The organism is Pseudoalteromonas lipolytica, from assembly GCF_003515105.1.
GTDB classification, from domain to species: Bacteria; Pseudomonadota; Gammaproteobacteria; order Enterobacterales; family Alteromonadaceae; genus Pseudoalteromonas; species Pseudoalteromonas lipolytica.
Window position 1 is genome coordinate 2,588,194 of the sequence record NZ_CP032090.1, and the last position, 24,745, is coordinate 2,612,938.

25 protein-coding genes are annotated in these 24,745 nt (G+C 40.9%); 14 read left to right on the plus strand and 11 right to left on the minus strand.

Going from position 1 to position 24,745, the window contains the following annotated elements; translation table 11 throughout:
- The first annotated feature begins 89 nt into the window (after positions 1-89).
- The 3 genes from D0907_RS11665 (at position 90) to D0907_RS11675 (ending at position 4,130) form a co-directional block, all read left to right on the plus strand.
- Complete coding sequence (locus D0907_RS11665; RefSeq protein ID WP_118844505.1) at positions 90-2,267, plus strand: carbohydrate-binding protein; 2,178 nt, start codon at positions 90-92, stop codon at positions 2,265-2,267.
- A gap of 137 nt (positions 2,268-2,404) precedes the next feature.
- Positions 2,405-3,166 carry a hypothetical protein gene (locus D0907_RS11670; RefSeq protein ID WP_118844506.1) on the plus strand — a complete coding sequence of 254 codons (762 nt, stop codon included), beginning with the start codon at positions 2,405-2,407 and terminating at the stop codon, positions 3,164-3,166.
- Positions 3,167-3,215: 49 nt separating this feature from the next.
- A complete protein-coding gene (locus tag D0907_RS11675; RefSeq protein WP_118844507.1) occupies positions 3,216-4,130 on the plus strand; it encodes a hypothetical protein in 915 nt (304 codons plus the stop codon).
- A 3-nt stretch (positions 4,131-4,133) separates the two neighbouring features.
- Here the strand turns inward: D0907_RS11675 and D0907_RS11680 are convergent, their stop codons facing one another.
- Positions 4,134-5,423: a S8 family serine peptidase gene (locus D0907_RS11680; RefSeq protein ID WP_118844508.1), complete on the minus strand. Its 1,290-nt coding sequence runs from the start codon at positions 5,421-5,423 to the stop codon at positions 4,134-4,136.
- Positions 5,424-5,597: 174 nt separating this feature from the next.
- Here D0907_RS11680 and D0907_RS11685 point away from each other — a divergent pair, with 174 nt between their 5' ends.
- The 4 genes from D0907_RS11685 (at position 5,598) to D0907_RS11700 (ending at position 8,488) form a co-directional block, all read left to right on the plus strand.
- Positions 5,598-6,089, plus strand: coding sequence for an RNA polymerase sigma factor (locus D0907_RS11685; protein WP_065978614.1), 492 nt, complete (start codon positions 5,598-5,600; stop codon positions 6,087-6,089).
- Entirely contained in the window at positions 6,089-6,784 is a 696-nt protein-coding gene (locus D0907_RS11690; RefSeq protein WP_074989015.1) for an anti-sigma factor, read from the plus strand. The genes D0907_RS11685 and D0907_RS11690 overlap by 1 nt, the downstream gene beginning before the upstream one ends.
- Before the next feature lie 11 nt (positions 6,785-6,795).
- A complete protein-coding gene (locus D0907_RS11695; protein ID WP_074989016.1) occupies positions 6,796-7,272 on the plus strand; it encodes a CC0125/CC1285 family lipoprotein in 477 nt (158 codons plus the stop codon).
- Positions 7,273-7,348: 76 nt separating this feature from the next.
- Complete coding sequence (locus D0907_RS11700) at positions 7,349-8,488, plus strand: GGDEF domain-containing protein (RefSeq protein WP_051501731.1); 1,140 nt, start codon at positions 7,349-7,351, stop codon at positions 8,486-8,488.
- On the opposite strand, the gene D0907_RS11705 is transcribed toward D0907_RS11700, so the two are convergent.
- A complete protein-coding gene (locus D0907_RS11705) occupies positions 8,485-9,006 on the minus strand; it encodes a cytochrome b (protein WP_118844509.1) in 522 nt (173 codons plus the stop codon). The two genes, D0907_RS11700 and D0907_RS11705, sit on opposite strands and share 4 nt — an antisense overlap.
- 84 nt (positions 9,007-9,090) lie before the next feature.
- Entirely contained in the window at positions 9,091-9,906 is an 816-nt protein-coding gene (locus D0907_RS11710) for a LytR/AlgR family response regulator transcription factor (RefSeq protein WP_118844510.1), read from the minus strand.
- A gap of 218 nt (positions 9,907-10,124) precedes the next feature.
- Here D0907_RS11710 and D0907_RS11715 point away from each other — a divergent pair, with 218 nt between their 5' ends.
- Both D0907_RS11715 and dps read left to right on the plus strand, forming a co-directional pair.
- Positions 10,125-10,544, plus strand: a complete 420-nt coding sequence (locus tag D0907_RS11715) for a CBS domain-containing protein (RefSeq protein ID WP_036966736.1) — start codon at positions 10,125-10,127, stop codon at positions 10,542-10,544.
- Between the two features lie 248 nt (positions 10,545-10,792).
- Entirely contained in the window at positions 10,793-11,311 is a 519-nt protein-coding gene (dps, locus tag D0907_RS11720; RefSeq protein ID WP_036966733.1) for a DNA starvation/stationary phase protection protein Dps, read from the plus strand.
- Positions 11,312-11,378: 67 nt separating this feature from the next.
- Here dps and corA read toward each other — a convergent pair whose 3' ends face one another.
- The gene (gene corA / locus D0907_RS11725; RefSeq protein ID WP_065978620.1) at positions 11,379-12,335 is read right to left on the minus strand and encodes a magnesium/cobalt transporter CorA; all 957 of its coding nucleotides are present in this window, start codon (positions 12,333-12,335) and stop codon (positions 11,379-11,381) included.
- 293 nt (positions 12,336-12,628) lie between these two features.
- Entirely contained in the window at positions 12,629-13,015 is a 387-nt protein-coding gene (locus D0907_RS11730) for a hypothetical protein (RefSeq protein WP_051501730.1), read from the minus strand.
- 380 nt (positions 13,016-13,395) lie between these two features.
- Here D0907_RS11730 and D0907_RS11735 point away from each other — a divergent pair, with 380 nt between their 5' ends.
- On the plus strand, positions 13,396-15,666 hold the full coding sequence (locus tag D0907_RS11735; RefSeq protein ID WP_118844511.1) for a TonB-dependent receptor: 2,271 nt from the start codon (positions 13,396-13,398) through the stop codon (positions 15,664-15,666).
- A 66-nt stretch (positions 15,667-15,732) separates the two neighbouring features.
- Here D0907_RS11735 and D0907_RS11740 read toward each other — a convergent pair whose 3' ends face one another.
- Both D0907_RS11740 and D0907_RS11745 read right to left on the minus strand, forming a co-directional pair.
- Positions 15,733-15,963 (minus strand): hypothetical protein, encoded by a 231-nt coding sequence (locus tag D0907_RS11740; RefSeq protein WP_036966724.1) that lies wholly within the window; start codon positions 15,961-15,963, stop codon positions 15,733-15,735.
- A 95-nt stretch (positions 15,964-16,058) separates the two neighbouring features.
- Positions 16,059-16,307, minus strand: a complete 249-nt coding sequence (locus tag D0907_RS11745) for a hypothetical protein (protein ID WP_036966721.1) — start codon at positions 16,305-16,307, stop codon at positions 16,059-16,061.
- Between the two features lie 159 nt (positions 16,308-16,466).
- Between D0907_RS11745 and D0907_RS11750 the strand changes: the two genes are divergently transcribed.
- The 3 genes from D0907_RS11750 to D0907_RS11760 all read left to right on the plus strand — a co-directional run bounded on the left by D0907_RS11750 (position 16,467) and on the right by D0907_RS11760 (position 18,951).
- Positions 16,467-16,913 (plus strand): carboxymuconolactone decarboxylase family protein, encoded by a 447-nt coding sequence (locus D0907_RS11750; RefSeq protein WP_036966718.1) that lies wholly within the window; start codon positions 16,467-16,469, stop codon positions 16,911-16,913.
- Positions 16,906-17,676, plus strand: a complete 771-nt coding sequence (locus D0907_RS11755; protein WP_162898045.1) for an AraC family transcriptional regulator — start codon at positions 16,906-16,908, stop codon at positions 17,674-17,676. Before D0907_RS11750 ends, D0907_RS11755 begins: the two co-directional genes overlap by 8 nt.
- A 126-nt stretch (positions 17,677-17,802) precedes the next feature.
- Positions 17,803-18,951: a hypothetical protein gene (locus D0907_RS11760; protein WP_075593779.1), complete on the plus strand. Its 1,149-nt coding sequence runs from the start codon at positions 17,803-17,805 to the stop codon at positions 18,949-18,951.
- Positions 18,952-19,008: 57 nt separating this feature from the next.
- Here D0907_RS11760 and D0907_RS11765 read toward each other — a convergent pair whose 3' ends face one another.
- The 3 genes from D0907_RS11765 to D0907_RS11775 all read right to left on the minus strand — a co-directional run bounded on the left by D0907_RS11765 (position 19,009) and on the right by D0907_RS11775 (position 22,615).
- Entirely contained in the window at positions 19,009-19,374 is a 366-nt protein-coding gene (locus D0907_RS11765; protein WP_075593780.1) for a pectate lyase family protein, read from the minus strand.
- A 92-nt stretch (positions 19,375-19,466) separates the two neighbouring features.
- Complete coding sequence (locus tag D0907_RS11770) at positions 19,467-21,074, minus strand: sensor domain-containing diguanylate cyclase (protein ID WP_118844513.1); 1,608 nt, start codon at positions 21,072-21,074, stop codon at positions 19,467-19,469.
- A gap of 410 nt (positions 21,075-21,484) precedes the next feature.
- Positions 21,485-22,615 carry a helix-turn-helix domain-containing protein gene (locus tag D0907_RS11775; RefSeq protein WP_244223128.1) on the minus strand — a complete coding sequence of 377 codons (1,131 nt, stop codon included), beginning with the start codon at positions 22,613-22,615 and terminating at the stop codon, positions 21,485-21,487.
- A 230-nt stretch (positions 22,616-22,845) separates the two neighbouring features.
- Here D0907_RS11775 and D0907_RS11780 point away from each other — a divergent pair, with 230 nt between their 5' ends.
- A complete protein-coding gene (locus D0907_RS11780) occupies positions 22,846-23,658 on the plus strand; it encodes a DUF2306 domain-containing protein (RefSeq protein ID WP_118844514.1) in 813 nt (270 codons plus the stop codon).
- A 55-nt stretch (positions 23,659-23,713) separates the two neighbouring features.
- Here D0907_RS11780 and D0907_RS11785 read toward each other — a convergent pair whose 3' ends face one another.
- Positions 23,714-24,715, minus strand: a complete 1,002-nt coding sequence (locus D0907_RS11785) for a family 43 glycosylhydrolase (protein WP_075593783.1) — start codon at positions 24,713-24,715, stop codon at positions 23,714-23,716.
- Positions 24,716-24,745: the final 30 nt, after the last annotated feature.

Below are 24,745 nucleotides of genomic sequence, written 5' to 3' on the forward strand. Positions count from 1 at the left end.
GTTCATACCGTACTTTTAAATTTTTCAGTAATTCATTGGTATGTGTTGAAAAAGCCATGAATAACAACATAAGCAACAGGAATAATCGAATGAAAATTACAAAAACAGCGGCAATAGTAGGCCTTGTTCTCAGTAGCTCAGCGTCAGCAGGCACAGGTGTGCAAAGCTTTTTAGATAGCCTAAGAGACTTTGAATCTGGTATTAACCCAAACCTTGCAACCTTTTACACTGACAACCTCAATAACCCTGTTTATACATACGCAAAAGTATCTGCCCCGGGTCGCATGATCAGAGACTGTTCAACGGGCAGTATGATCCCAGAACCCACTACCATTAATGAGTTCTTTACTAAGCTTGGGGTTGACGACATTTACAACCCACAAACGCCTAATGACCCACAAATGTTCAAAAGCATGCAATATAACTCAATGAACGCATGGGGATTTGTTGGTTACCAACTAGGTGAAGCGGTCTTGATTGACGCTGGATACTACAGCCCAAAAGTTGTCGAAATTGATGGTGTTGAATACGACAGCTTTTATGTGTTTGTTGATGATTCAACCTGGATTGGCTGTGAAACCGAAGCACTAGTAGAAATTGTTGGCTCTGGCGGCAACATGATTCTAGCGACAGATGTAAACAAGTGGGAAGGTAATTTTGTTGGCAAAAATGGAGTAAACTCATTTCAAGACCTTCTAATTCCTGACAATCAAGAATTAGTAATGCGTGACGCGATGCGTTTTAATTATGGCGTGATGACACAGTTACTGCAGGATGCAAACATGACATGGTCTCAAGCATTAGCTAAAAGCTGGCCCGATACTGACGATGCTGGTAATGCAATCCAAGTTCAAGCAACTATGTCTGGATTATTAGCCGCAGCTCACCTACGAGGTGCATGGGGCACGGCCAGACTACTTACCAACGATGAAATAACCTGTGATGAATTAGGCACATGTATCACTAAATATGTTCATAAGTTTGGTGGCTACAATACACTATTTGATACCCCTGCAAATGACATAATAGAAGGCTCACAGTACGATGAAAGACTCTCTGCTGGGTGGGGCAATGACAGCGTTATCACGGGCGGTGGCAGCGATATTATTGAACTTCATGAACAAGCAGGCTCAATCACAACATTAAACGACTTTACTATCGGAGATGATTTAATTGTGCTTAGAGACTGGCAAGTGGCGAGTCCTCTGGCTAATTTAACAATTGCTGATGTAGCCCAAGGCGTTGAGCTAACATTCTCAGGTCAAAGCGTTGTAATCAAAAATGCTTCTGCTAGCCAAGTAAATCAAAATACTTCAAATGTAATTGCAGAGTCAAAAATATACGAAATAGCATGGTCAGGCACGCAAACTGTTAATGGCTTTAATCCTTTATTAGATAAAGTGCGTGGTACCGCAGGTATTGGTTTCAAACATTTAAAAGCATACGAAACAGATACATCGCTTGTAATTGGCATTCAAGCACAGGATGGAGGAATTTACAGCTCTATTGAATTAGTAGGCTTAACATTGTCAGATCTTACGCCAGAAATGTTCGATAACGTCACAGGTGGCTTTGACCGTTTAGGCTACATTGTACCTTTAAGCAACCAAAACTGGGGCTGGAATGTAGAGTTAACAATCAATAATTTTGATATTGATAAAACGGTAATAAGTATGCCGCTATTTAATTACAGTTACTCTATGTTAGTGCTTACACAAGAAAATAATGACACCGTCATTACACTCAATGAGTCTTCATCTCAGGGGGACCAAAAACGGTTAATTTTGAAAAATGTTGATGTTTCCACCCTATCGACTGCTAACTTTGAGTTCATCTCAGGTAACTTCAGTGAAGCAACTATTGATATCCCTGTCTATTTTGACATAACAGCTCAAGTTGTTGGTAACGGCGGTGTTATCTCACCGACGCCAGATGCAAGTAATGTTATTGCAGCTCAAGGTAATCAAGATTTCACTCTTAACTTTATTGCTGATGCTGGCTACCGTGTAGCCACTGTAAAAGTGGATGGTATGCTCATTGCTGATCCTCAAAGCTCATATACATTTAATAACCTATCGGCTGCCCATTCGGTAGAAGTCACATTTGAAGTGGGAACCAGTTGCCCTGCAGCGTGGAATCCTACAGCTGTGTATGTAGGAGGCGACCAAGCGACATACAATGGTCAAACCTATGAAGCCAAATGGTGGTCTCAAGGGCATCAACCAGACTTAGGTGACCCATGGAAACTAGTAACATCTTGTAATTAATGAATAAAAAGCCGGGGCATTTAACCTCGGCTTTTTAACCTATTAGCACTTTTTAACAAGCTTATAAAAAAAATTGGGAATAAATATCTCGTCTGTTCGTTACCTCTATGTCAATTCGTAAAAAAGAGGACGAGACAATGACTCACTTTAAACAAACTTTAATCGCAATGTGTGTAGTAACTTCAGCAGGTTTAACAACGGCGAGCTATGCTGCAGATGTGCAATTATCGGTATCAACCGACCAACAAGCTTCAAGTAATATGCAAACATCTCTTGCACCGGCTAATGCAAGTCAAACAAGCACGACATCATTGATGCAAAATAGCCAAGTTTCAGGCTCAGCGACAACTCAAAACTCAGCCACAGAAACAAACACGACTACGAGCAACAGTGCACAAACCAATACTGAAACAAACACAACAAACACGGCTCAAAATGCTGAACAAACGTCTACTGCAACTACCGCAAGCTCACTTAATAGCATTAATGAGTCTGCAAACTCAGTGAGTGTAACAGCGATATCAAACCAAGCAGGTGCAACTATTGATAACAGCGTATCGATGGTTAATGCAATGACCACAAGTAATGCAATTAACCCTACTGCACTGACCTTGCAAAACCAGCTAGATCAGCAAACAAGTGCATTAACTCAAGCAAACATAACCGAGCTCCCACTGCTTGATGTGAACCAAATATCTGCCATTAGCAACAACCTACAATCAAGCCTGTCAGGGAATGTGCAACAAGCCGCTATCGACTCTGTGCAAAGTAGTGTTGAGCAAACGGTAACTTCTACAGTGAGTAATAGTGTCAGCCAACAAGTTGCTGACCAAGTCACCGCGACCACAACAACAGAAGTGGTTAACAGTATCCAAAATAGCCTTAATTTAGGCCTTTAAAGTCGTGTTGTGCCGGGTTATTACCCGGCGCACTTTTAAGGAGGTCGCTATGCGTACACTAACAACACTTGCTGTAATGAGTGCAATGACGTTAAGCATTCATGCAACCGCAGCCGATGCAACGTTTAATGCACATGCTCAGATTGGTTTAACGAGCAACTCAGATTTAGCAATAAAAGAGCTCGATGTCATTTCATCGCAAAGTGACACTGGCACCTTGCTGTCTGCGGGTCTAAGTGCAGAATTTAAAGCAACCGATGCACTCAAGTTCACACCCAGTTATCGTTATGAAAACACCAATTACCATACCTTGGATCAATACGACTTATCGCTCCATCAATACGGGTTAGACACAAATTATAAGCTAACACACACTGACATTGGCTTTCGTTATGATGGTGCAACAGCCCAAGTGGCTAACAAAACATTTTTAACGCTCGACCAAGGAAGTCTTTACATAGGCCACTTTGTCAATAACACCACATATTTAAGAGCAGCATTGAAAGCGGGTGAAAAACAATTTACCACTCAACCTGCACGTGATGCACAAAGCCTTGGCCTTGACACCAGTCTTTTTTATTTTATAAATCAAGGTAATACCATGTTGCTACTGGGTGCGAGTCTCGACAAAGAAGAGGCAACTGAGCAACAATATGACTTTTCTGGCTGGACTTTAAACACGCGCGTTTCACACACGTTCACCGCTTTCGGCAACACAAATAAAGCGAGCATTGGTTGGCGATATCAAGATAAAGACTATCAAGAGAATCCAAACGATATGCTCACTGAGCCAACCCCATCACGTGATGAAAGCCGCCATATTTTAACCGCGCATTGGCAACTATCGCTGCTTGATTCGTTAAGTTTAATTACCGAGGCTGAGTATGGGGATTATCAATCTCAGTTAGAGGCAAATACATACACACAAAGCATTGCGTCCATTTCTTTGCGTGCTGAATTTTAAGCCTTAATAAGTGATTGAGCCATGCCCAAACACGCTATCTTTTCCGGGTTTTCCTTTATCGACTGCACGCTCAACTAACTTATTATAGATAGAATGGGGTGTGTAATCGGGATTCGCCGCCAAACATGCCGCAGCCGCAGTCACCTGCGGCGCCGCCATTGAAGTTCCTGATTCAACCCCTACACCACCGCCCGAGTTTAGTGTTAATACGTTGACACCTAAGGCTGCAAAATCAATGTAGTCACCTTTATTTGACCAACGGTATATTTGCCCATTTTTATCAACCGCACTCACTGCAATAACATTTTCATACGCCGCGGGATAAAGCGGCAATGCAGCGGGGCCATCATTACCGGCTGCTGCAACAAGAGTCACTTGCTGCGCAATTGTCGCCTTAATTGCTGCCGCTAAAATAGCATTATCTGGCCCAGTAAAACTCAGGTTAATCACTGGAACTTGCGCAGCCACCAGCCAATTTAAGGCATCAACAATAGCAGCCAATGTGGCACCCTGTGACAAGTCTGATTGACGATAAAAAACCGCCGCGCTGTATAACGTTGCTTGGTTTAATAATGGCGATAACTTGGCCGTTTTACCAATCATAACACCGGCGACCGCAGTGCCATGTAAGTCAGGTGATGCCACGGAATTGGGTAGAAATGACCGAGTCTCAATGGTGCTCCCCACAAAACCAGGGTGCGCCAAGTTAAGTGCGCTGTCGATCATGCCTACCCGCACAGGCAAGTCGCAAACGGGCCGGTTTTTATGTGTGTTAACGCCTTGCAAAGGACCTTGCTGCGCTTGATAAATGTGATTACGTCCTAATAAGGCCGCATCATCTATCGACAAAAGACGTTGTAATTGAGCTTTTGAATCAAACTGTTCAGGCACCACAAATCGTAATAAAACCATTCCCAAAGCATCGTATGATTGACGACTGACTATCTGTGCACCAATGTGCTCTAGCTTCGCTCTATGCTGCTCATTGGCTAACAAAATCCATTGCCGTTCAACGGCTCTAAAACCCTGCTCTGTTTCGATTTCTATGAATGCTGGTTTTCCTACCGTATTCAAAATGGCCAACCGGCTGGGTAATGCGCTTATATCAGTCGCAAGTTGTTGAATAGAATCAATGCTAGGCAATGCGCGACGTGGAATATCGAGCCTATCTTCAATACGTTCAATAGCTGGGTCTATCTGCTCTATAATAGGGCTGATCGGTTTTATAACCGTGGCATATAAATTACTCGACATGAGCAATAACGTGCCAAGGGCAACATCTTTTATTTTCATGTTACAGTCACTTCTCTTTTGACTAAGGTTAAAGGTATAACGTTTGAAATAAAAATAAATTGCATATTTAGGGAATAAAAACAGTTTCTACTCGTTATAGTAGTGCGTGTAGGCTGAATCATTCATGAGTCACTTAATTTATAAGGCCGCACGCCCTAACAAATAAGGGAAAACATGACTAATACACTAACCAGTTTATTACCTGCACTTAGGCGTTTTGCATTTTCGCTAACTGGCAACCAAGCTGATGCAGATGACGTTGTGCAAATTACCATCGAAAAGCTGTTGGTAAAAGGAATTCCTGACGATATTGAGCCACTAAAGTGGGCGTTTAAAGTATGCCGTAATGTATGGATTGATGAATATCGCTCGCAAAAAGTAAGGTTAAAAGCGGTTCAAAATACCGATTTACAAGAACCCACATGCGATGATGGGCAGCAACACCTGGCGACCTCGCAAACTCTTAAACGCGTCAACCACGCTTTAACTACTCTGCCCGATGAGCAGCGTGCAATCATCTCGTTAGTTGCAGTACAAGGCATGGCTTATAAAGACGTTGCACACACGCTAGATATTCCTGTTGGAACCGTTATGAGTAAGTTATCGCGAGCTCGAAGTGCCTTGTATCAATTAATAAAGCCTGACTTCACTAAGGAAAACGCCTAATGATTGACGACCAAACTCTCAGTGCCTTTTTAGACAATGAATTATCAGCGCAAGAAATGGAGAGAGTTCGCAGCGCCATAGCGCAAAATGAAGACCTTGCCATACGCCTTGCCGAATTAAGCGAAGTTGATTTACTAGTGAAACAACATGCTGAGCAAATTGATGCAATGCCACTGTCTAAATCGCTAGAAAAAACCCTTGGCAAGCAAACAAACGACACGGTTGTTTCACTGTCGAAGTGGCAAAAAATAAAACAAGCCAGCCGTAAGCAACTCGCTGTCGCAGCAGGTATTGCTGTGCTATTTACTGTGGGCGTTGCCAGTTTAACGCAACAAAAGCAATTAAATATTGAACAGCCCATAGCAAATGCATTAGAGCAGCAACTAAGCGGTGACAAAACAAATATAGATAGTGCACGCTCACTTACAGCACAATTAAGTTTTATTAATTCGACGGGGGACTTTTGTCGACAGTACACCCTTTACCAACAACAAACACAGCAGTCTCATATTGCCTGTAAAGAACACGGTACTTGGCAACTTAAAGTCTCTACTGAGCAAAAGCCCTATGATCGACAAACATATAGCCTCGCGAGTAACACGTCAGCGCTCGACACCTTTATCGATAATACAATTAAGGGGCAGCCGCTCGACCGCACTCTAGAACAGCAAGCACGCGAGAATAAGTGGCAATAGGTAAAATAACCATGAAGTTTTTAATCACACTATTAATAACCCTTATTCTCAGTGGCTGCAGCAGCACAAATCAACATAATGACATTGATAATCATGTTGGACTGACAATTAAGCCGCTCGCAGAAAACCAATATGTGCTTCGCTATAAAAGTAATAGGCTATCAAAGCAAGGCGTGCTTGATGCTAGTTTGCATCACGCCGCCAAACTAACTCTAAAACAAGGTTACGACTGGTTCGTTGTCACCACGCAAGATACACACATATCGCACAACAATACAGCGCTTAACTCGCACAGACAAACTGCAACTTATACAACACGCTGTGGTTTACTTACCTGTTCAAGGCAAGCTTCACCTTACCCTAGTGAGTCGCCACCCCACATTGCAAAGCGTGAAATTACAACACAGTTAATCATTGTTTTGGGAAAGGGGATCAAACCCAGTATTGATGCAATAGATGCTTATTCACATATTCATCACCCTGAATAATCAGGGATATATCTCTTTCTCGCGGGGAAACTTTCTGTGCTACTCTTTACTAATACAGCGCATTTCAGTGTGACTCATGACTGGTAGCATCGAGAACTATTTTTATCACGGGTTCTATATTTTCTTAATGATCACCGTTATTACCTGCTCGGTTATTGCCACAAAATTAATGACCAGTGGGTTTAACAGTCGATCAATCTCACTATTTAACCTGTATTTCTATTTAGGAATGGCGGGCTTTTCGTGGTTATGGATACAGAATATTTTTGAGCTCACACCTGACTTTCGCTCAGGTGTCGCCATGTACGTGCTCTCTATTATGTTGCTTCAGTTAGCTATTTTTAATTACGACGAAAAGTCTCGCTTCAACCTGCAAGTAATAGCCTTTAGTCTCGTATGCGCCGTGTTTATATTTTTTATGAAAACCATAAACCAATTAGCTATCGCGCAGCTAAGTTATACATTTATAACTCTGCCCGTTCTTATTTATGTCAGTTTCAAACGCGCCATACTAAAAAGTAATATAGGCAATGGGGTACTCGCCATTGCCCTGTGTATTTTATTGATCATCGCAATAAGCCAATTAGCCATTGTAGTCTCTGGAAACCTAACTGTTGCGGTGCTTTATTCGCTAACGGTTGTTGGGCATGCCACTGTGTTTGTGATGATAGGACTAGGCCTCATAACAACGTTACTTATCGACGAGAAAAAACGTTACTTAGACCTTTCTTTAAAAGATCCCCTCACCAATTTATACAACCGCCGAGGGTTACAGTTTATACTTGAACAACAGCGTTTATTAACCTCAAAACACAACTCAAAACTGTATGCCAGCGTGGTAGATATAGACTACTTTAAACGTATCAATGATAGTTATGGCCATGAAGGGGGAGATCTCGTACTTGAAGTATTCTCTGAGCTGTTAAATCACCATTTAGCCAAACAAGACTTATGTTGTCGTTTGGGCGGAGAGGAATTCCTCATTTTGAGTTTTGAGCCCAGCGAAAATGCAGCCCAACAAAAGCTAGAGACGCTTCGGACTATTGTTGAAACCAGCGAAATTGTTTTTCATGAAAATAACATCACACTCACTGCCAGTTTTGGACTAACCCGTTGGCAACAAGATGACACATTCGATAACCTAATTAACCGAGCAGATAAAGCGCTCTACTCGGCTAAAAATAAGGGCAGAAACCGGGTTGAAATAAACCTTTAAAGCATGGCTTTTAAAGTCATATCTTTATCAATAAAGTGATGCTTAAGTGCCGCTAAGATATGTAACGACAGCGCGGCTGATAATAAATAACCACACAAAATGTGAACTTGCCATCCTGCCTCACTTAACCAAGCAATAGAGGCAACCGCCTCGCCTGCCTCATTGTAGTTACTAGCAATGAGTTGCCACGAAAACAAGCCAATACCAAAGCCGCCAAACCCACTATAAAATGCGCCAGAAACAAGCATGATAGCTAATAAAGTTAACAGCCCCCAATGATAAACATGCAACCATTTGGTAAGGCGATTTTGCACAGCTGATTGAAACGGATTTCGTATTCGATAGATAATTCTGACTACCCATAGCATCGCAATCATAACCGCTATCGACTTATGCCAGTGGTATAAGCTGTAATCGGTAACCCAGGTCATGTAGTAACCCATTACAATCACAGTCAAAACCAATAGCGCACTCAACCAGTGCAAGAACTTATGCGTAGTTTGCTTGGTGTTTTTCATTTAATTAATCCTTAAACAATGATTTTCATGTGTTCAAGAATAATGATTAACCTTATGATTTATATAGAACTGTGACGAAATCACCTATTTTGTGATGAATGAATCTTCGACACTGAGCAAATCAGATACACGGGCTTTAAACGACTTACTCACTGGCACACTAAAACCTGCAGCCATCGTCAATTTGCGCTTATTGAGCGCTAGATTAAAATCAGCAATCTGGGCAACATTAACAATATAACTACGGTGTACTTGGCAAAATGTGTCAGACGGTAGTTCAGAATATAGATGTTTAATGGTATCTCGCTTTAAGTAACGATTCTCAACGGTCTGTATCTTTAAGTAATTACCTGCTGACTTTATAAAAACCACTGACGCTAACGGCAGCTTTTTAGCGACTCCTTTATGGTTCACTTCAATATAGTCAGTCTTTTCAAGATGCTCAGAGTGTTCAGGTAGGACCGTCGCAGGTGTTGACTCTGCTTGTACCGTGAAAACATGCCACAGTATTAATACTAGAGTGCTCGCAATGAAGTATTTTGGAAAAAGCTGAGTAACCGAGGCTGCGAGCGCATAACCATAAAAATCAAAATCTATTAAAATACGTAAGCTAATGATCAATGAGATGCTCATCAATAACATCGTAGGATAAAAGTAAATTCTACTTTTAACGCGCGCTTTTAAATTAAAAAATGCAACAACTCCTATGCTAAGCACGCATAAGCTTCCCCACTCTTTTAACCAAAATAATTGTGAATCAAAAAATTGGTAATGACCGCCACCAATATAGTGACGCCAAAAAAAGCAATAGGCATTGAATAACAGAAAAAAAGCAAACCACGCACCTGCTGCGCGCTGCCAAGGCTCAGTGAGATGCCGCCATAATTTATTTATTGCCATAACTTTCTCCTTTTAAGCTCAAAGAAAGTAGCAAATATACAGCCGTGTTAAAAAGTACTTTTAGTTATATTTAAAAAGCAATGAAAGTAACAATGGCAGGCTGTCACTGCTGATCTAAAAAATTTCATCAATCAATAAAACTTTGATCTGAACAAAGTGTATTCAGCCCAATTAAAGCTAAACTTATACCTTATTAATTACTTTGTAGGGAATAAACCATGACACACCTCGTCGCCGACTTAATGACTCCAGACCCATTTGCGATTAGTGCGCACAACACCTTGCATGATGCCCACAATTTAATGAAAGAAAAAAACATCCGCCACATTCCCGTTATTAACGAGCACGGTGGCTTAGTAGGCATGCTCACGCAGAAAATAATGATTGCCCAAGTAATGAACATTATGGCCAACTTTAGCGCCAGCGCACTCGAGCGAAAAGAAAAGCAAACCAAAGTAGCCGATATCATGGCAACCGATTTCACCAGTATTTCTGCAAAGCAGCCACTGCATGAGGTGGCTAAATTCTTTGTCGAGAATCGTCATGGTTGTATGCCCGTTGTCGACGAAGACAATAACCTAGTAGGTATTTTAACCTCGTCTGACTTTGTTCGTTTAGCAGCTGCATTGTTATCTTGATATATAAACGAGTAATTATTTCTTCCACTGCACACTGAATTTTTTACATTCAGTGTGCAGAGTTTTCATAATAAGCTAAACCCACATACCTCACGGCACACATCAAAATAAAAAACAAACAAATAAAAACAACAACTTATAAACATCATTAATTTTGGTACAACGCTTGCTCCTCTTTAAATAACTTCGCTTTCTGGTCATTACAGAAAGCATCATGGAACAACTTTTTAAAGAAACTCGGAGGAGTAATGAGTAACACATCATCGAAAGTCGCAGAATTCACAGCACCCGGTGTTAATAACCAATCAGCCGCTGACACGATTGCTATTTTAGACCAACGTATGGTCGCTTTAATCGATTTACACCTCACTTTAAAACACATTCATTGGAATGTAGTCGGCCCTAACTTTATTGGTGTGCACGAAATGCTTGATCCACAAGTAAGTGCCGTACAAGAAATGACCGACACTATCGCAGAGCGTATTGCAACTATGGGTGGCGTGCCCGTAGGCACACCGCAATCGATTGTCGACCGTCGTAATTGGAAAGATTATTCAATTGGCAAAGGGCTCGTAACCGACCACTTGTCAGCCCTTGATAAAGTGTATAACGGGGTGAATAAAGATCACCGCCAAGCCATTGAAAAGTTAGCCGAGCTTGACCCAGTTTCTGAAGATATGATCACAGGTCAATTAGCAGACTTAGAGCAATTTCAGTGGTTTGTTCGTGCGCACATCGAATCGTCAACGGGCGAACTGAAAAGTTAAACCCTCCCTTCTATCCGAAGACCCCTTGCCCAGCATCTGCTGGGCTTTTTTATTTTTTAAAACAACGTTATAACCAGCCTTTGTGTTTAAAAAATAAATAAGGGGCAAAACCCGACAACAACATCACGCCAATCGCGAACGGGTATCCCCATGCCCAGTTAAGCTCAGGCATAGAGTTAAAGTTCATACCATAAATACTGGCAACCACGGTGGGAGGTAAAAACACCACTGAGGCGATTGAGAAAGTCTTAATTATTTGGTTTTGCTCGATATTAATAAAGCCCTGAGTCGAATCCATTAAAAAGTTCACCTTATCAAACAAAAAGGTGCAGTGAGACATCAAGGTATCGATATCGAGGACAATTTCGCGCAGAGACTCGCGGTCTTCGCTGGGCGCTCCCAAATTACGCAGTAAAAAAGAAATGTTGCGACGCGTATCCATTAAACATAAACGTACTTTACCGTTGTTGTCCTCAAGGCGAGAAATTCGGCTCACTGCTTCCTCAAGATCTGAGTCATCCTCTTCGAGCACATACGCACTGAGTTTTTCGAGTTGATGATGCATATCTTCAAGCATATCTGCATGGTTTTCGACCTTTTGATCGAATAAAGTCACGAGTAATTGCTTTGGGTTATCGCACGCAACTTGCCCTTTGCGAGCACGTAAACGCAATAAACGAAAATCGGCTAATTCATCATCGCGAATCGTTAGTAAGCAGTTATCTTGCAGTAAACATGCGACCGTCACCGTATTAAAACGCCCTTCGTTAGGCGACATAAACAATGCATGCACATGCAAGCCTTCGTGGTCGATAAAACACCGCGATGATGCTTCAATTTCGTCTACATCATCCGCCGCAGGAAGCGTAATATTTAATGTGCTTGCAAGTGCTTGGCGCTCTTCTTCACTTGGATTAATGGTGTCTATCCAATGCGCATTTTTAATAGCGGTTGCTAAAGGTGTATCGGGGGCTGGCTCAGTTTCGGTGATCACACCTTGGTTAATAGAAAAAAATCGTAACATACGCCCTGCCCTAATTAATCAAATTACTGAAATACTATAGTTGTTCGTCATAATGAACAATGCTCAATTTGTTAAGGCTAAAAAAAAGCCCCAACAAAGGGGCTTTAAACTTTATAATGGCAGTATTGCTATGCACCGAGCTGTTGCATTTGTTCTACTTCATTTTTATTTGCACTGACAAAGTCTTCAATATTATCGACGCCGTTCACTGTGTTATTTTATAAAAAGCGAATATCCTAATGGTATATTGAGCCAGTAAAAGCTGGCATTAACAAAACTTGTCAGTATAAAGCTTAATAGCTACTTGATTGCATCGCAGGAAGTAAAATAGCTGCCACGATACCCAGTATAAATAAGCCACCAACAATCAGTACACCCCAAAATGACCATTGTTTTTGCACACGTTGGAAATGCTCAACACTGTCCCATCGTTTGTTTTGCCACGCCATCTCTCGGCCTTTAAAGCCCAAGTAAATAGACACAATAAAACCAATATAAGGAACTAAAGCTAATAGGCCTATCCACGTACTGTTGCCAATTGCCCAAATCCAGCTTAAAAAGAACGCTCCCCAACTAAACCCCTTTACGCCTTCTGGTAACTCGCCCACCTTACCTTGTCCTGAGTTATTCTCTGTGGGAATTTCAAGGCTTGCTTCAGGTGGTGTGTAATTATCTGTCATATGATTATCCTTATTTTAAGACAACTTATAGTAAAACTAATCGGCACTTTAATTTATAGTAATGATGATATTTTAAGCAAGCAAAAGTCGACTTAAATTAATAGCGACGTGGTGTGTTTTGTACCATTTATCTGATTCTCTGTGCTTTACTTAGAAGCATTGGCGAATCAATCGTGCCTTGAAAAAAGCTCGTAGAAAATATCCATCAACAGTTTCTTAGCAAGGTTTTTCAGCGTCGCAGTGCTCCCTAGTAAGTGGAGCACTCTAACCGCCCCTACTTAAGCCCACTTAAAAATTAAGTTAATAATGAACGTAATTGTTTGAACCGTATTTAGATACAGAATACAATTGTTATGATGTAACATAACAAAGAGAAAGTAATGAAATTTAAAATCTCCCTTTTATGCTTAGGTATCTCTTCATCTATGCACGCAAATGAAATCGAACACATAGAGATAAAAAGCGACATAAAAGACTATTCCCCCATAAACCAGGTTGCTGTAGGTAAGTCTGTATTGTCTGGTGATCTTTTAGAGCAACAAAAAGCAACAACATTGGGTGATACGCTTTCACAAATACCCAGTGTTAGTGCCAGTTTTTTCGGCTCTTCGGCAAGTCGGCCACAAATTCGTGGGCAAGGAGGCCAACGAGTACTGATCACCAGTAATGGCATGCCTATTCGTGATATGTCAGCGGTGAGCGACGATCAACTCATACCTATTGAGCCTTTTTTTGCAGAATCGATCACGGTACTTAAAGGCGCTCGTGCAACAATTCCTTTTAGTGGTGAAGCCATGGCTGGGATTGTTGATATAAATGATGGCCGTATTCCCTTACAACAAGGTATTGAAAAAGAAGACAAACTTGAAATTCAAACGGGCTACAATGCCCCGTCCTCTGTGCTTGGCACCGCAAGCGGTCAAGAACACGACTTTGCGTATAACGTTAACCTTCTTTATCGCGAGCAGAGTGATTATAAAGTTCCTCATACTAGCAAAGCAGCAGACTGCTCAAATTGGGACTCGTTGGTTTTAAATAGCCAACAGGTAAGCCAATGCCAAGTTTCTTTGGCAAGACCAACATGGGAGCATGATGGCACTCAGTTTGTTGATGTCACCCCTATTGAGCAGCAAATAATTACTCATCAACTCGCTAACTCTAAAAATAAAGTAGTCAATTCAAGTTATTACCAAACAAACTTAACTTTTGGTGGCAGTCAGCGATTTGACGATGAGCAGTTATTTGGTATGTCTGTGAATTACAACTCCGCAAATAGGGCAATACCGGGGTTTGTTCACATAGCCCGTCCAGCAGTGCATTCACACGATGCACAACAGACTGAACAGTCGGGAAATATTCGTATTTACTCATCTCAATATCGTATTGATGCACTTTACCAAAAACATTTTTCAGCTAATCCATACTTAAATGAGTTCAATATAAAAGCGGTGTACTCAAAACAGCTAGACGACGAAAATCTCGACGAGAGCAGCGTGAACACATTCGTTTTAAAAAACTGGCAACTTAGTCCAACGTTAAATTATCAATTTACAGAACAATTCGCTGGTACATTCGGACTCGTTGTCGATAGAAGTGAAAAACAAGGCAGTGGCAAAAACAATTACCTACCCGACATTAACGCTAAACGCCAAGGTGCATACATACTGCAAGATGCAGCAATTGGGCCTGTTTCGTTGCAAATTGGAGCACGCTACGAAAAAGTCAATTACACGCCAACTATTAACGACCACTATCAGCCCGGACGAGGTCAAGGAGCAGCCATAAAAGATAATGAGTTTGAGCTGTTTAATCATTCATTGTCTGCAAATTGGGATATTTCTTCGTTTTGGTATGTCGATGCAAGTACGACCCATGCCGAGCGCGCCCCCGGTATCAATGAACTGTATGCAAGTAACCCACATTATGCACTGTTAATTGAAGAGCAAGGTAATTCAAGCCTCGAAAAAGAAGTGAATAAAGCGCACGAAATTGGCACAGGTTTTCACTTCGACAACCTAAGCCTGACTGCGAGTTGGTACAAAAATAACTACGATAATTATATTTACCTAAGCAGCACAGGAGTATACAGAGGAGGTGTGTATGTTAAAGAATGGCGTCAAGCAGATACCTTAAATAAAGGCTTCGAAGTTGAGCTCAACTATACACTCAACACGCAAAATTTAGGCGATTTCACCTTTACTGCGTATGCTGACGAAACAAAAAACACACCGGTATATCAATTTGACGGAAGCTATGACCCATTTACACCAGAGGCTTTTTTTAACCCTGATGAAGCCCAAGAGGCAGAGTATTTTCGCCGTCGACTCGAAGGAGATAGCATTCCTCGCACGCCTGCCGACAGCTATGGCGCAGCAATTCATTGGCAATTTGAAAATATAAAAACCACGATTGATTACCAACACAGCAAAGCGCAAGAGCAGCTTGCAAAGTTTGAACACGCATCACCAAGCTACTACAGTATGGGCATGAACATGCGTTACGCAAATTCACTTTTGGGATTTGATAATGAGCTGTTTATAACTATAGACAACCTAACAAACCAAGAAATACGCCCACATCAAAGCTATTTACGATATTTAGCCCCGCAGCCAGGTCGCAGTATTGCCCTCGGTATACGCACCGCACTATAACAAAAAAGGGCCACGTATTTACACGTGGCCCTTATAAATTCGATTCAGAAACAATCTATTCAGCGATTATAGTCTCACTGTATTTGTGCTATTTCGTTGAATATCACGAATGCCATCTCGGCCTTCTTTTTCCATTGCTGCAATTTGTTCTGGAGTACGACAAACACGCTTAGGTATATTGCTACCCGTTGGCTTTTCCATTTTACAAATTAAACCATCATTACTTGCTTGTTCATCACTTGAACTCGCACAACCGGTCATTAACACGGCTAAAAGAGCAACACTTAAAAACTTCATATACTTCCCTTTTTTTAATTAATTTAGCGCTCGATAAGAACATATTATTATACTACAGGCATAAAAGCACAACATTATAGGTACAAAACCCGTTTTTAATGCGGTTTTTTCACGCCATATCGCACCATATCTTTACCATTCTCGTATACGTCATGACTAACATACCGACCCAGTAATAGTTGATGATTATCATCAAGAACAGCGACAAATGGGCGACCATCACTGTTATTTGTAGCCAAGGCGACCCCTGCTACATTTTCAAGGCCTAAGCCACCATTTTCGACAAGACGTAAAAATGTCTCTAATTCATCTAATGTTTCGATTACATCATTATCATTAATCATCTTAAACACTCAGTGATTGCTAATAAAGCTAGCATAACAGGATTAAAAATCGGGTGCGAATGACTGTAGACAAATAACATTCAAACATGTCGTTTTTTTGCAATATTTAAATCTATGCGTTTTCTAAACTGGCCCTAAATTGTTATTTAAGGAACCGTTATGAAACGTGCTAATTATCTTTCTTCATGCCCCGTGCTTATAAAGCACCTTATTAACCAAGAATCATTAATTAAAAATGCTGCCGAAGCGACTTTCGGCTTAACAATATGGGAGCTAATAAAACTGAGGGTATCGCAGCTTAATCAATGTGCTTTTTGTATTGCAATGCATACTAAACAAGCACGCGAGTATGGCGAATTACCTAATCGCATTATTGGTTTAAGTGCTTGGCAAGACATGCCGCTTTATACTGAGCATGAGCGCCTTGCGTTAAAACTGTGCGAAAAATTGACACAAGCACAACCAATTGATGATACTTTCTATCAAACACTGACTGACGCATTTTCAGCGCAAGGGCTTGTTGCATTAACGGTTGCCATTAATGCAATTAATAGCTGGAATCGTATAGTGAAAACATTTAAACCTGATGTCGAGTTTAATGAATAATCATTTAACACTTGAGCTAATGACGCCACAAGGTGACATAGCCGAAATTATTCAAGCTATCTGGTGTGCTTCGGCGCATTCAGAGGGTGAACAATGGCTCGCGTGCGATGGGGCAACTGGGGTTATTTTTCCTGTGGCTGGTGAGCTTTTTCTTGATGATCAGCCAGTCGCCCCACCCTATGCTTTTCAGCAAACATCGACACATGCATCAAAATTGAGTTTTTCAAAAGAGGCACGATTTTGCGGCATACGTTTTAATCCCACAGTACTGCCGCAGCTGCACGCCACAACACATTCTTTAGTTAACGTTGAGTCACTCAATACAATAGCAACAGGCCTTAAAAAAGACGCAAGCCTTAGTGCTTTTGTGGCTCTTTTAAGCGAGTACTTAACCCTACCCAAAGTGATTAATCGCGGAACTGAGCACTCTAAGCACTTAATTCGTAACCTAATTAATTTAACCCCACTCGAAACCGCCTATCAGCGAGCACCACTCAGTCAAAGACAACTTGAACGACAAGTTAAAAACCAGTGCGGAGTAACACCTAAGTATTTTGAACGCATTTATCGCGTAAAAATGGCCAAACAAGCCATAAAAGATCAGCCTTCTATGAGTTTTGCCGATATAGCGCAAGCGTATGGCTTTACCGATCAGCCGCATTTTATTAAAGAGTTCAAAGCAATTATGCACATTACACCTGCTAAGTACCGAAGGCTGCTTTCAGACTCACAGAGTAAACAAACAAAACTGATCCTAAGATAGTGGCACACACGCTTTTTTGTCTGAATGTAGGCAATAGCGACACTGAACGATTTTATTTGCGCTGGGCTTTTATCCATAGGATAGTTAACTTAGTCTAAAAACTTGCTGTAACTTAACAGGATAACTATGAAAAACGTTTTACTTGCTACCAGCCTTATTGCCTCATCATTTACTGCGTTTGCAGCAGAGCTAACTGTTGAAGAGGTTCGTATCGAAAAAGCGACAAAAGCCATGCCAACAGTGTTAGCTGCTTTTTCAAAAGAGGTCGCGCAATTTGAAAAAGACTGGCAGGCGGTGTCGAGCTACCAGCAAGCAAGTGATCTTATCGATGATTATTCAAAACAACTTTGGCGCAATGCAAAAGCACGTATCAGCAAAACAAATAGCTTTGATGACCGCGAACTATATTGGGCACGCCTCCTTTCAAGCAAAGTGATGCGTACCAGCAAACCACAGTTTGCCATCACAGACAGCGAACAAACCGCATTATTAATCATGCTTGAAAATGGCAGCCGTGGTCGCACCGATCTTGATTACAGCAAAAAAACCGACAAAAAGATCTTAATTACCGGCTTTGATCCCTTTTTACTTGATAAAAACATTAACCAAAGTAACCCATCGGGTGTGGCAGCGCTTTTGTTAGATGGTCAAGTAATTAGCTATCAAGGTATTAGTGCCGAAATAAACACGGTAATGGTGCCGGTACGCTATGAAGACTTTGATCAAGGTATTATTGAATCATTACTTGCGCCGTATTATGCGCTGAATAATGTTGATATGATTGCTACGATCAGCATGGGCAGTAAAGATTTTGATCTTGAACGCTTTCCGGGTAAACGCCGTAGCGTCACTGCGCCAGACAATGCGAATATAGTGTATGGCGGTACTGCAACTGCACCAAAAATATCACGCCTTCACGACCGCCCATTGCCGGGTAATGAATTTGTGACTTTCAGCCTACCTGTAGAGCATATGCAAAAAGCGAAAGGCCCATTCACAATCAACGACAATCATAAAGTGGTCACTCTTGAAAAAGCATTTGAACCACAATCACTGAAAGAGCTTGAAGGTGCAATTGCGGTTAAAGGTGGCGGTGGTGGCTACCTATCAAACGAAATTTCGTACCGGAGTATTCGCCTACGCGATGAGCTTAATTCAGACATTCCAACGGGTCATATTCATACGCCACGTATTGCACAATTTGAGCCCGAAACAGAAGCCAAAATCGTTGCACAAATAAAAGCCATGCTTGAACAGAGCTTAGTCGCACTGTAATAAACTTGCTCAACGCATGTTAAAAACATTCGCTGAGCAATAAAACGGGCTCTTAATCTATTGAGGGCCCGTTCCTCCATCTACTTGGCTACCCAAAGTATTTGCACTGTCTAATCGATATGGGTAAAGCTGCACATCACTAAAGACCGTTGCACCACTATCACGATATTGATCTGTTGCTGAACGTCCTGTGTAAATGTTTCCTGAGGCACTAAAATATCCAGAACCTTGATTCCAATGAGGCTTTGCTGAGTTTTCAAAATAATTGTTCTCAACAAGTACTTCGGCGCCATCACTCGCACTTATTGCAAAATAAGTAATGTTTTTCCAGTAATTATTAAACATATGAACGCGTGAATTATAGCCATCTATTTTAGGGTTTCGCCCTGCTGCTGTATCCCAAAAATTGTGATGAGCAGTCACCTGAGAGTTTCTGAATAAATGAGTGTACCAATGCTGATTAGCGCAAACTTGGGTGTTTTTATAATTATATTACAGCAATAAATATTATAAAATTAGCGACTTAACACACAACAATTTCGGCCTTGGGCTTTTGCCTGGTATAGCGCTTCATCAGCCTGCTTAAACAGTGTATTTGAGTCAAACTGCTGTGATACAGGTTTACTAGCAATGCCAATCGATAATGTTACACATTTAACGTCCTTTCGCCCCTCATGCACAATGGCAGCAGACTCTATTGCTTTACGAAGTGTTTCAGCGACAGCGAGTGCTGCTTGTGCATCAGTGTTACTAAGCACAATAACAAACTCTTCGCCGCCATAACGTGCAACAAAGTCAGTTCCTCGTTTTGTAAATGCTTTTAGAACTTGAGCCACTTTACAAAGCGCTTTATCACCTTGGTCATGGCCGTAATAATCATTATAAAGTTTAAAGTGATCGATATCAGCAACGATCAACGACACGTTTTCGTTTATATTCTCAGGGTCATTCGCAAGCGTTTCTAAGTGAGTATCCAGCGCACGACGATTTGCCAAGCTTGTCATCGCATCAGTGTTGCTTATATGCCTTAACTTTTCGTGTCGCTCTATAATTTCTGCTCGCTGAGTTTCAATTAGCATAAATAGCTCATTCATCCCCCGACCTAACTGATGAAGCTCATTGTCGCCTTTATATTCTGCGCGCACAGTGAAATCTTTATGATTAAGCGCACTGCTCACCGACACAAACATTTCTGACAATGGCCGCAGTAACTGCTGATTAATATATAAATAAAACAACATAAATACCGAGCCCGATATAAGCAGCCCCGTGATCAAAGAACTGTCAAATAAACTTCTATCATAGGTGCGTTCACGCATTGGAATAGACAAAACAAATAGCAAGTTAGCGTGTTTATCTTGCACTCCTATATAGAGCTTTTTGTCATGCTCTATTGGCGTATTAACGGTATTTTCATGGCCAAAAAACGACGTGATGTACGCATTTAAAGCCTGTGCTTTTTCACCTTGGTAATACGTAATATCGTCAGCTAAGCCAGGGGTGAGGTTTTCAATAAATTCTTTATCAATAAAGCTCCACAATAATAGCGTACCAACAGGAGAACCTGTTCCGTCTGATTTAGTCACGTTATAAGCAACCGTCACCGCTGGTAACTCATTAATTTTTAAAAAGTGAATTTTAGAGGTCATGGCTTTTGAATCTGCGATGATCTCTTCAGGTAAAATAATTAAATCATTGTCTAAAAGGTGTTGGGGTACTTCGAGTATGTCTGGTGAGTAAGGTTGATAATTATTATCAAAGCTTCCTCCGCCAATGATCGTCGCGTTGGTGTCGTAAAGATACCAGCCATTAACGTCTAAACGCTCAAGTGCATCCGCTATTACATAATCATTGTTGAACCACGCTGTACGGCGGTTTTTGGCTGCATCGTACATGCTATCCCATGCTGCACTATCGAATACCATTTTCGATAACGCATCTATTTGCTGTTGAAGCTGAGATTCAACTCGCTGGATGTCTATCCGATCATTTTGTTTAGCCATCGTTTCAAAGGTAGGCAATATCCAAAAATGCCGAATAATCGTTTGCGCACTAAGAATAGCGATGCAGGCTGCTGTAAAAGCCAGTAATAATTGCTTTCTGAGTTTTGTGCCTATCACCATAAAATAGTATGCCAAATTGTAAAAAACGAAATTAGTATTAAAAAGTATAACGCTGTTTCGTGTGTTTGCTTATCAAGTTGCAATAAATCAGTAAATTAAACGCGTTCAAACCATCAAGGTTTGACCATGAAAAAGGGAACGTAACAATTGAAATTAGGTAATCAATCGTGGAGTTTTTTGGCCTTAAACATACAAAAAAATCGTCGAAAAGCTGTTAATACACTGCAATAGACGTAGTTAAATGCACTGAAAAAGGCGTCGTTAAATGCACTAAAAAGCCCTGTATGAGTGCCTTGTATGAGTGCCCTTTAGGTGAACACTTGGGGGGGTATTTTTTAAATGAATACACACGTACTCATTAAATAATTGCAAAAAATCAACAAAAATAAAGAGGTGAAAAACTCACTCATCTACTCAGCAAGCTCAGGTAAACTTGAATTTTGCACCTTATCATTTTGTTTTCTAAACTCGTTTGGGATCACGCCCACGATACTTTTGAACACACGATTAAACGTAGCCAAAGAAGAAAAACCACTTTCCAATGCAATACTCAAAATGCTCCAGTGCCGTGCTTCATCTTTTAGTAATAAGGCCTGAGCATGCTTAACCCGATACTGATTAATAAATAAATTAAAGTTAGCTACTTTGTAATAATGTCGAATTACGCGACTTATTTTGTACTCTGGCACTGAAAGGGCCTGCGCAAGATCTGAAATTTTTAAGTTACTTTGTAGGTATAATTGCTGCTCATTAATCAATTGGTTTATCCCTTTAATGAGCTTTGGTGATATATCCATTTGCTCAAATGGCTCATCAACTTTAACACGATTCACTTCATCGCTTGTTTCGCTTTCAGTTTGATTACAGCAATGCGTTTTATCTCTACTTTGTAAAACCATGACAACCTGCATTGCTAACACAATTAATAAGGCAGAAGAAGTAATGATAAACGGCTCGTATGCTTTGATATCGGCTTCACTAAACAGGAATTTAGGCAGAATGCTGGCATTAAAAACGGCAAAAGCGTAACTACTAGCAAAAATAATTGCCTGTAATTTTTGGCTTTCATTTTTTTGTTTATAGCCCCTCAATGCTTCCCAAAATGACAGCACAAGAATACTGGATGACAGTAAAACTGTTATTTCATTCATGCCTTGCTTTAAACGCCACATTTGCTGGCTATCGGGGAAAGATAAAGCGTCGATACTGACTAAGTAATGCCACGTTTGGTTGAACATAATCAGCCCTGCAATAGACACTGCAACTGCAATATGAACACCTGATATAGGCTTACTTTTACGAAATAATGTTCGTGATACTAGCCAAGAAACATTGCACGTTGCACACGTAAATAATCCAATTAAATAGTGATAGACGCCAATCGTAGGAGCACTGAGCTTTTGCACTCCCACCATACACAGCGAGCCGCAAAATATCGCAAATAAATAATGAATAAGCTGCTTATCGTTTTTTAATGCATTAACCAGCATGAGCACCATACAAACAATCACAAGGAAGTAATAGGAGGAATTATTTTGCATAGCCATTTATGCCTTTAAAAAGAGTGTGCTTATTCAATTATCGAGCGTTACACGTATCTTACAAACTAACTTTCATCTTAGCAAAAAGACTTTGTTAGTGAATGTGTCTAATTAATTCAACACACAGGCAAAAATTAACACGATTTCATTGCTCAAATTTCGAATTTGAGAAGAAATTAAGCTGCAGCCCTTTATATTTGAGGCATTATAAAAATGAAATGGAAAGAGACATGGCTCCCCATACAACAACACACACCCCTATTAACCTACTCGAAACAAGTAAAAAACTCTGGTTTATTTGCTTACTCCTTGCGCAAGCCTGCTTTGTGACTTACCTGATCCTCGGTTATGCAGTAACAGGTATTACTCATGGTTTATCACAGTGGACTCGCCTGAATAATACAGCGTACATAGCAAATGATATGACCGGTAACGTCATGTACGCTGCTCATGTTTTACTGGCTGTTATTATGATCATCGGCGGGAGTTTGCAATTAATCCCCACATTAAGAGCAAAATATAAAACATTTCACCGCTATAATGGCTATGTGTTTGTTATATTGGCGTGTTGTATTTCACTCGCAGGATTGTACTTAATTACAGTAAGGGGAACTGTTGGTAATACACTGATGCATGCGCTCACCATGTTTGGAGGCTTATTGGTCATTGTATCGAGCATATTTGCAGTAAAAACGGCTAGAGCGCGTAATATCCATGCTCATCAAATATGGGCTATTCGTTTATACCTTGCTGCTAATGGCGTGTTATTTTTTAGGCTGATGATTTTTGCATGGTTTATCGTATTTGGTTCACTGGGAATAGATACCGCCACTTTCACCGGACCGACGGTCATCTTTATTAGTTTATGCTCCTACGTGTTCCCTATTTTAATTGCCGAGTTAGTGAGATATGCAGCTAAAAAAACCTCACATAGATTAATAACACTCACTTGTGCCTGCTTAATGTTACTGATATCTGCGATATTTTTGACCGGTTTATTCGGCGTAGTCCTCGCAAGCTGGTACCCCGCTATCGTTGCTTAATATAAATACAACAAAGCCACCTAATTAGGTGGCTTTGAATTTAGCGTAATGCTCATTAATACAACGCAAATAACGGTCTGCCATTTTCGTCATAGTTAACTTCCATAACACGCGCATGTCGATTTGGATCATAGAGTGGATCTTTAACAATCTCTTCAAGCGGACGCGTGTCGGTTTTTGGCACAACACTTGGTTCACCCACTGCGTGTTCGTAATCACGAGCATGGTAAATACACAAAGGTGTTTTATCGTCTTCGGCCACCGTAAAACAGTTATGACCCGGACCAAATATTCTCTTTTCAACACTTGTCTCAAGCACCGGCATACGCGTTTTTGTCCATGAATTGCGGTCTAACAGATCGCTGTTTTCATCGGCTTCCATGTAACCCATGCAATAGCATGCACCTGTTGCACTTGCAGAAAAAGCAATGAAGATTTTACCGTTATTTTTAAGTACGGCAGGACCTTCGTTAACCCAAAAATCAACACGCTCCCAATCATAGTCAGGCGTGGTCAGCATAAACTGTGTTGTTTTTAGTTTTATTGGCGATTCCATTTCCGCTAAATACAAGTTTGATGCAGCAAATTGACCACCCGTTTTTTCTGCCCAACAGCAGTAACGCTTGCCGTTGTTTTCAAAAATTGTGGCATCTAATGAAAAATCGGTAAATGACTTATCGTCGCCATCGGCTGCTTGCATCATACCCAGCTCAACCCATTCATCATTTAATGGATCTTGGCCTTTACACTCAAGAACATAAGGACGTAATGCCCAAATATCGTCTTCTTGGCTGGCTGCAAAATAGATATACCATTTACCATCAAGATAATGGATTTCAGGTGCCCAAATATGACGGCTCATAGGGCCGCTGTCGTGCTTGAACCAAATATCAAACGTTTCTGCGTCTTTTAACCCTTCGAGAGTCTGTGATTTTCTAAGTTCAATACGGTCGTAGGTTGGTACAGAGCCAGTAAAATAATAAAAACCATCATTGTGCTTATGTACAAACGGGTCGGCACGCTGCTCGACTAACGGGCTATTTGTTTTTAATGTCATCTTGAAACCTGATCGTTAAATTTAATTTGT

Excerpts from the sequence above, each read along its gene's own strand:
- D0907_RS11665 (WP_118844505.1), top strand. The coding sequence starts at position 90 with ATGAAAATTACAAAAACAGCGGCAATAGTAGGCCTTGTTCTCAGTAGC.
- D0907_RS11670 (WP_118844506.1), top strand. The coding sequence starts at position 2,405 with ATGACTCACTTTAAACAAACTTTAATCGCAATGTGTGTAGTAACTTCA.
- D0907_RS11675 (WP_118844507.1), top strand. The coding sequence starts at position 3,216 with ATGCGTACACTAACAACACTTGCTGTAATGAGTGCAATGACGTTAAGC.
- D0907_RS11680 (WP_118844508.1), bottom strand. The coding sequence starts at position 5,423 with ATGAAAATAAAAGATGTTGCCCTTGGCACGTTATTGCTCATGTCGAGT.
- D0907_RS11685 (WP_065978614.1), top strand. The coding sequence starts at position 5,598 with ATGACTAATACACTAACCAGTTTATTACCTGCACTTAGGCGTTTTGCA.
- D0907_RS11690 (WP_074989015.1), top strand. The coding sequence starts at position 6,089 with ATGATTGACGACCAAACTCTCAGTGCCTTTTTAGACAATGAATTATCA.
- D0907_RS11695 (WP_074989016.1), top strand. The coding sequence starts at position 6,796 with ATGAAGTTTTTAATCACACTATTAATAACCCTTATTCTCAGTGGCTGC.
- D0907_RS11700 (WP_051501731.1), top strand. The coding sequence starts at position 7,349 with ATGACTGGTAGCATCGAGAACTATTTTTATCACGGGTTCTATATTTTC.
- D0907_RS11705 (WP_118844509.1), bottom strand. The coding sequence starts at position 9,006 with ATGAAAAACACCAAGCAAACTACGCATAAGTTCTTGCACTGGTTGAGT.
- D0907_RS11710 (WP_118844510.1), bottom strand. The coding sequence starts at position 9,906 with ATGGCAATAAATAAATTATGGCGGCATCTCACTGAGCCTTGGCAGCGC.
- D0907_RS11715 (WP_036966736.1), top strand. The coding sequence starts at position 10,125 with ATGACACACCTCGTCGCCGACTTAATGACTCCAGACCCATTTGCGATT.
- dps (WP_036966733.1), top strand. The coding sequence starts at position 10,793 with ATGAGTAACACATCATCGAAAGTCGCAGAATTCACAGCACCCGGTGTT.
- corA (WP_065978620.1), bottom strand. The coding sequence starts at position 12,335 with ATGTTACGATTTTTTTCTATTAACCAAGGTGTGATCACCGAAACTGAG.
- D0907_RS11730 (WP_051501730.1), bottom strand. The coding sequence starts at position 13,015 with ATGACAGATAATTACACACCACCTGAAGCAAGCCTTGAAATTCCCACA.
- D0907_RS11735 (WP_118844511.1), top strand. The coding sequence starts at position 13,396 with ATGAAATTTAAAATCTCCCTTTTATGCTTAGGTATCTCTTCATCTATG.
- D0907_RS11740 (WP_036966724.1), bottom strand. The coding sequence starts at position 15,963 with ATGAAGTTTTTAAGTGTTGCTCTTTTAGCCGTGTTAATGACCGGTTGT.
- D0907_RS11745 (WP_036966721.1), bottom strand. The coding sequence starts at position 16,307 with ATGATTAATGATAATGATGTAATCGAAACATTAGATGAATTAGAGACA.
- D0907_RS11750 (WP_036966718.1), top strand. The coding sequence starts at position 16,467 with ATGAAACGTGCTAATTATCTTTCTTCATGCCCCGTGCTTATAAAGCAC.
- D0907_RS11755 (WP_162898045.1), top strand. The coding sequence starts at position 16,906 with ATGAATAATCATTTAACACTTGAGCTAATGACGCCACAAGGTGACATA.
- D0907_RS11760 (WP_075593779.1), top strand. The coding sequence starts at position 17,803 with ATGAAAAACGTTTTACTTGCTACCAGCCTTATTGCCTCATCATTTACT.
- D0907_RS11770 (WP_118844513.1), bottom strand. The coding sequence starts at position 21,074 with ATGGTGATAGGCACAAAACTCAGAAAGCAATTATTACTGGCTTTTACA.
- D0907_RS11775 (WP_244223128.1), bottom strand. The coding sequence starts at position 22,615 with ATGCAAAATAATTCCTCCTATTACTTCCTTGTGATTGTTTGTATGGTG.
- D0907_RS11780 (WP_118844514.1), top strand. The coding sequence starts at position 22,846 with ATGGCTCCCCATACAACAACACACACCCCTATTAACCTACTCGAAACA.
- D0907_RS11785 (WP_075593783.1), bottom strand. The coding sequence starts at position 24,715 with ATGACATTAAAAACAAATAGCCCGTTAGTCGAGCAGCGTGCCGACCCG.